Consider the following 6,244-nt stretch of genomic DNA (forward strand, 5'->3'; position numbering starts at 1 on the left):
GGGCGATCGTGATATTACGAGACACACTTCGCAACAAACGCGAGGAGATTCTGAAACTTGCGGCGAAATATGGCGCGTTTAATGTTAGGATTTTTGGCTCGGTGGCTCGAGGAGAGGAGACAGCCGATAGCGATATTGATTTTTTAGTGGAACTTGAAGCGGATCGCAGTTTGTTGGATCGCATTAGTTTAATGCAAGATTTAGAGGATTTTTTAGGGTGTAAGGTAGATGTTGCCAATGTTAATGGGTTGCGAGAAGAGTTTCGCGATCGCATTCTGCAAGAGGCAATTATTTTATGAGTTCCGATGACCGAGTTTATCTTAATGATATTTGGGAGCGAATGGAGCGGATCGAAATCTATACTCGAGGAGGAAAAGCAGAGTTTTTTGATTCTCTTTTAGTTCAAGATGGTGTGATTCGCAGTTTTGAGGTGATGGGAGAGGCTACAAAGCAACTTTCTCCAGAGTTGAGAACGACTTTTTCAGATATTCCTTGGCGACAAATTGCAGGCTTTCGAGATATTCTCATTCACAATTATACTGGTGTAGATTTGAATGAAGTTTGGAATGCGGTAGAACGAGATATTCCTTATCTTAAAAATAGAATTGGGCAAATTTTGCGAGACATAGAAGATTAGAAACAGAAAACAATTGTCACGAAGCAAAACCCAATACTATCTCTTGGGATAGTGGGTTTCGTTCCTTAACCCACTTTACGTTACTCTCGATGGTCCGCTATGTTATCCCAAATAGCCATCGTTTTTGCTTCTTCCTCGCTTTCTTAAAGCGTCTCGTTGTTTTAGTGCAAGGTGAAAGTGTAATCATTTTAGCTCACACCTAATCGATCTCCCGCACATCCTCAAAATATACAATCGCCCCCTTCGTCGATCGCAATACTGATTCGTTGAAAATGCTTTCACTCCTCGAATTGCGCTCAATTCCCGATTACCCATTACAATTTAGGGTAAATTTGGGTTTGCAATGAGGCCGGACTGATGCGAAAGCAATATTTAAGATGGGGCGTGTTAACCGTGGCGTTACTCGGGTGGGGTGCGATCGCGCCTATTGCCACAGCGCAAAAACATCCCGAAACTCCACAAGTCAAGCAAGTTCTCGATGGACTGTATACCAATGATTTAGACGCGGCGATCGCATTTCAAAAAGGAACTCTTGCCTATCAACGGGGCGTTTTCCCGGAAGCTGAGGCATCTTTTCGGCAAGCGTTGCGCCTCGATCCCCTTATGCCAATGGGCTACTATATGCTCGCCAATAGCCTCATGCAGCAAGGAGAAGTCGCCCCCGCTATTCAAGAATATCGCCAAGCCGTGGGCTTAAATCCTACTTTTGCTGAAGGTTATTACAATCTGGGCATTGCCTACTATCGTCAGGGTGCATTAATGGATGCGGCGGCCAGCTTTCGCCGCGCCACTCTCCTCGAACCCAAATTTGCCCCCGGATATTACAATCTCGCCCTCGCTTTAGATGTTTTGGGAGAGAAAGAAGAAGCAGCCTTGGCTTATCGTGAAACTTTACTCCTCAATCCCGAAAATCCCCGCGCCGCCTATAATTTGGGCTTAATTCTCGCCCGTCGCGGCGAAACCGACGAAGCGATCGCCCTCTATGAAGATGCGATCGAACTGGATCCGGATTTTGCCGACGCTTACTATCAAGTCGGCTTACTGTATGCCGATCGCGGCGATTGGGTGCGGGCGCAGGAGAACCTCGGGACGGCCGCAGTTATCGACCCAGAAAACGCCCAGGCACAATACCATCTCGGCTTAGTTTATGCCAGACAGGAGAACTATCGCGCCGCAGAACAGCGTTTTGCGACGGCGGCGGAATTGGATCCCAATAATGTTGCGGTTTATCAACAATTGGGAACGGCGGCTATTGAAACGGGCAACGTCGATACCGCGATCGCCGCCCTCGAACAAGTGGCAAACTTTGCCCCTAATGATGTCACTAACTATTACAATCTTGGCATTGCTTACCAAGATGCCGGGGACTGCGAACTGGCACTCACCAACTATCAAAAAGCGATCGGACTCAATCCCATTTTTGCCGATGCTTTCTATAATTCTGGGGTTTGTTATTATCGCCTGCAACGCTATGAAGAAGCGATCGCCACCCTCCAACAGGCACAAGCTCTCTATCGCGGTCAAGGGGATTTAGACAAGGTGGAAGAGGTGGATCTATATTTAAATGAAACCGTGATTCCTTCTGTTCCCATCCCCGAACCACCACCGGAAGAACAATTCCAAGAACTTCCTCCTTTTTCTAACCCACCGCCTCAACGAGAACGAGAGAGATTTGAACAATTTTCGCCACCACCCTCTTTAGAAGAACAAGAAGAAACTTCTCCCCCCGTACAACAAACCCCCCAAAAAACTTCCCCTCCTCCCCCACGACAAGCCCCCATTCCCACTCGCGATCGCTTTGCCCGACCGAGATTTGGCTAATCAGTTATCAGTAAACAGTTATCAGTTATCAGTGAATAGCAATCAATGACACAACAACCTACAACTCAAGATCCACAACCCACAAGCGATCGCGAACGACAAGAAGATTATCCTCTGAGTGCAGTTCCTCCAGAAATGCGAAAATCTTTCTGGTCTCTGGCTCCAATTTTAGTGGGGTTTACTTTATATTCCGGTACTCTCTTTGCTGGAGGATTGGTCGGTCCCGCTTTTCGCTTTTTTCCCGATTTAATTGGCGTTATTCTCATCGGGAATTTAATCTTGGGAATCTATGCAGCTTCGTTAGGATATATTGCCGGGGAAACGGGATTAAATACCGTTCTCATGGCAAGATTTAGTTTCGGAAATATTGGCTCGCGTTGGGTGGATTTTATTCTCGGTTTTACTCAGGTAGCTTGGTATGCTTGGGGATCGGGTTTAATTGCCGAGTTGTTAAATCAAGCGATCGGTTTTCCTAAATCTTTGAATTGGTTGCTGATTATTTGCGTAACGTATGGATTTTGTGTTACGGCTTATTTTGGTTATAGCGCCTTGGATTGGTTAAGTCGTATTGCCGTTCCCGCAATTGTCATTTTAATGGTCTGGAGTTTGGCGATTTCGACGGAGGAAGTGGAAGGATTTTCGGGTTTGCAAGCGATCGCGCCTCAAGCAGAACTCTCTTTAAGTGCTGCCATTACTATTATCGTAGGAACTTTTATTTCTGGAGGGACTCAAGCTACGAACTGGAGTCGTTTTGCGCGATCGGGAAAATTGGCCGCGATCGCGACTTTAATCGCCTTTTTATTAGGAAATGGCTTTTTGATTTTTAGCGGTGCCTATAGTTCCCTCGCTTACGGCGACTCGGATATCGTCAAAGTGATGATTCAACAAGGTTTATTAGTGTGGGGTGTCATTCTTTTTGTTCTCAATATGTGGACGACTCAAGATAATACGATTTATGCGTTTTCCGTCGCCGGCTCTCATGCGTTTCGCACGGAAAAGCGTCATTTACTCGTATTGGGCGGGGCAACTTTGGCTTTAGCACTAACATTGGGCGGTATTTATGAAAGTCAAAAGTTTTTTCAATTCCTCATTTTGTTAGGGACTTTTATTCCACCCATTGGGGGCATTATTATGGCCGATTATTGGCTCGGTCATCGAGGGAAATTTCCCGATTTAGAGGAAAAACAACCGCCGTTTAATTGGGTGGGAATTATTGCTTATCTTGCTGCTTCCGCGATCGCTTACTACACGCCCGGAATTAAACCGATTAACGGCATTATTGCGGCTGTAATTTTGTATTTTTTGTTGGATAAAGTAATCGGCAAGAAGCAAGTCACAAGTAACGAGTAACCAAATCAATGCCAGATCCAGAACCCAAAAAGTCGCCACCCCTTGAAATTTCCTGCTCTCGTCAATTGCTGCCTTGGCTTTACGAACAGCATATCAGTCTTGCATTTACCACTTATCAAACCAACCGACTTTTTCTCATCGGGCTAAAACCGAATGGCGTACTCTCTATTTTTGAGCGACTGTTCGATCGCCCTATGGGACTCTACGCCACTCGCGATCGCTTTTATATGGGCTGTCGCTTTCAACTCTGGCAGTTAGACAATGCCCTTGATGATGGGGAAATCCAAAATGATTACGATGCGGTATATATTCCTCGTCTCGCTTACACCACAGGAGAATTAGACGTTCACGATCTGGCCGTGACCGATACACAAAAGATTGTTTTTGTCAATACTGCTTATAGTTGTTTGGCGACGGTTAGCGATCGCTATAGTTTTGCCCCCATTTGGCAACCCGATTTTATCAGCAAACTCGCCCCCGAGGATCGCTGTCACCTCAACGGCTTGGCCATGGTGAAATCAAAACCCGTTTACGTCAGTGCCATCAGTCGTTCTGATGTCGCCGCAGGATGGCGAAACAAGCGCGATCGCGGCGGTTGTATCATTAATATTCAGAATAATCGCATTGTGGTAGATTCTCTCTCGATGCCCCATTCTCCCCGTTGGTATCGCGATCGCCTCTGGGTCTTGAATTCGGGTACCGGAGAGTTTGGCTATGTGGATCGCAAAGCCGGGAAATTTAACGCGATCGCCTTTTGTCCGGGGTATTTGCGCGGGTTGACCTTTTGGCAGAAGTGGGCGATCGTCGGTCTTTCCAAACCGAGAGGCGATCGAATGTTTACGGGTTTACCCTTAGATGATTTACTGAATGCCAAAAATGCCGCACCGGGTTGCGGTTTAATGATTATTAATTTAGACACGGGTAATATCGACCACTGGATGCAAATTGAAGGAGTCGTCAGCGAACTTTATGATGTACAAGTCATTCCCGGAGTTCGTCGTCCTATGGCGTTAGGGTTTAGAACCGACGAAATTTGCAAATGGGTGACGATCGCGCCCACTACAAAGACTCGAGATAGACCAAAAAATATACAACCAACTATTAAAAAAGCGCCACCTGCTGGGGAAGTTTTCCCCTTTAATTCTTAACAAAGTTTGTTGTTGATACCTTACCCTTGTTTCTCCTTGATTAAGAGATAAAATTTCATCGAGGATATACAAAAAGTGGACAGGTAGAAATTTTGTATAATTTTTATTGAGTCGTTTTGGGACATTGCGATCGATTTTCGCTAAGGTACGGTTAGGGCAAATAAGGGAAAGATTTATGGATGATTCTGTTAAAGCGCAAATTTTAGAAGTTGAGGAGAAACTCAGGTTAGCAATGCTGGCATCAGATATCAAAGTTTTAGATGAACTCCTCGCCCCCGAGTTGATATTTACCAATCATCTCGGCAATGTGCTGAGCAAAGAAGACGATCTCGCGGCTCATGAATCGGGTTTGTTGAGTATAGAAGCACTCGAGCAGTCCGAGCAAAAAATACAAATAATTAAAGAGGTTGCGATCGTTTCAGTGCGAATGCAAATAACGGGTAGTTATGATGGTGTTCCCGCAAATGGTGATTTTCGTTTTACTCGCGTTTGGTCTGTGAAGTCAAGCAAGTCTTGGCGAGTTATTGCAGGTCATTCTTGTATGATTTCCTAAAATTCTACTTTCATTTTCTTTTTCGACGAGAAACGCTAAAACTTCATCACACCATTCAATCCAACTTTGTTCGTAACGAATACCTCGTCGTAAAGTTAAATAACGAAATTCTCCTTGCAAACACATTGCCTCTTTAACCCGTTCTCCTGTTTTAGGTAAAGTGAGAAAAAGCTGTTCTTTTTCTCGATAGCGTTTGAGTTGTTGTTCGTGGAGTTTGCGACGAGATAAAACTTCCAGACGGAGTATTTCAATGGGAATGTGAGGTCCTGCTAACACTTTGACCAATAAATCTTCACGAATGGGAGTCGGTTCGCTGGGTTCGCTACACCAGCGTAATAGTTCGGCTTTTCCTTCTGGCGTAATGTGATAGATTTTTTTATTGGGTTTGCCTTCTTGGGGAACGATTTCAGGATGCGCGAACCCCTGTTTTTCCATTTTGCTCAATTCGCGGTAGATCTGCTGTTGGCTAGCTTTCCAAAAGCAACTCACTCCTTCTTCAAAACGCTTGCTGATATCGTATCCGCTACAAGGAGAATGGGCTAAAACGGCTAAAATCGTGTGATTGAGTGCCATCGATCGTTTTGTCAATATCCAATAAATTGAGTATAACCGAGATCGAGGATATACAACAAGTTGAATAATAAGCAACGAGAATCGACCCAGAAAAGACGATCGCAAATCTATCATAAATGTCGCGAGAGGACTCCCGCTAGACCTGAAAGGTTAGCGGTGAGA

Annotated in this window: 7 protein-coding genes; 6 read left to right on the top strand and 1 reads right to left on the bottom strand. The window is 45.1% G+C overall.

The features are described from left to right. The first annotated feature begins 8 nt into the window (after window positions 1-8). From AC6RV6_RS26940 to AC6RV6_RS26965, 6 genes are all read left to right on the top strand, one after another. Window positions 9-299 carry a nucleotidyltransferase family protein gene (locus tag AC6RV6_RS26940; RefSeq protein ID WP_500243990.1) on the top strand — a complete coding sequence of 97 codons (291 nt, stop codon included), beginning with the start codon at window positions 9-11 and terminating at the stop codon, window positions 297-299. Beyond that, entirely contained in the window at window positions 296-637 is a 342-nt protein-coding gene (locus tag AC6RV6_RS26945) for a HepT-like ribonuclease domain-containing protein (RefSeq protein ID WP_500243982.1), read from the top strand. Before AC6RV6_RS26940 ends, AC6RV6_RS26945 begins: the two co-directional genes overlap by 4 nt. Before the next feature lie 357 nt (window positions 638-994). Beyond that, on the top strand, window positions 995-2,458 hold the full coding sequence (locus tag AC6RV6_RS26950) for a tetratricopeptide repeat protein (RefSeq protein WP_500243983.1): 1,464 nt from the start codon (window positions 995-997) through the stop codon (window positions 2,456-2,458). Between the two features lie 45 nt (window positions 2,459-2,503). Beyond that, entirely contained in the window at window positions 2,504-3,808 is a 1,305-nt protein-coding gene (gene codB, locus AC6RV6_RS26955) for a cytosine permease (protein WP_500243984.1), read from the top strand. A gap of 8 nt (window positions 3,809-3,816) precedes the next feature. Then, window positions 3,817-4,956, top strand: a complete 1,140-nt coding sequence (locus AC6RV6_RS26960) for a TIGR03032 family protein (protein ID WP_500243985.1) — start codon at window positions 3,817-3,819, stop codon at window positions 4,954-4,956. Between the two features lie 175 nt (window positions 4,957-5,131). Then, on the top strand, window positions 5,132-5,509 hold the full coding sequence (locus AC6RV6_RS26965) for a nuclear transport factor 2 family protein (RefSeq protein ID WP_500243986.1): 378 nt from the start codon (window positions 5,132-5,134) through the stop codon (window positions 5,507-5,509). Here AC6RV6_RS26965 and AC6RV6_RS26970 read toward each other — a convergent pair. Continuing rightward, window positions 5,459-6,082 (bottom strand): PadR family transcriptional regulator, encoded by a 624-nt coding sequence (locus AC6RV6_RS26970; protein WP_500243987.1) that lies wholly within the window; start codon window positions 6,080-6,082, stop codon window positions 5,459-5,461. The genes AC6RV6_RS26965 and AC6RV6_RS26970 overlap by 51 nt on opposite strands. Between the last annotated feature and the right edge of the window lie 162 nt (window positions 6,083-6,244).

Source organism: Spirulina sp. LEGE 11439, from assembly GCF_059821285.1.

Bases quoted from the DNA above. Each gene is read 5' to 3' on its own strand.
- AC6RV6_RS26945 (WP_500243982.1), top strand. From the start codon at position 296: ATGAGTTCCGATGACCGAGTTTATCTTAATGATATTTGGGAGCGAATG.
- AC6RV6_RS26950 (WP_500243983.1), top strand. From the start codon at position 995: ATGCGAAAGCAATATTTAAGATGGGGCGTGTTAACCGTGGCGTTACTC.
- codB (WP_500243984.1), top strand. From the start codon at position 2,504: ATGACACAACAACCTACAACTCAAGATCCACAACCCACAAGCGATCGC.
- AC6RV6_RS26960 (WP_500243985.1), top strand. From the start codon at position 3,817: ATGCCAGATCCAGAACCCAAAAAGTCGCCACCCCTTGAAATTTCCTGC.
- AC6RV6_RS26965 (WP_500243986.1), top strand. From the start codon at position 5,132: ATGGATGATTCTGTTAAAGCGCAAATTTTAGAAGTTGAGGAGAAACTC.
- AC6RV6_RS26970 (WP_500243987.1), bottom strand. From the start codon at position 6,082: ATGGCACTCAATCACACGATTTTAGCCGTTTTAGCCCATTCTCCTTGT.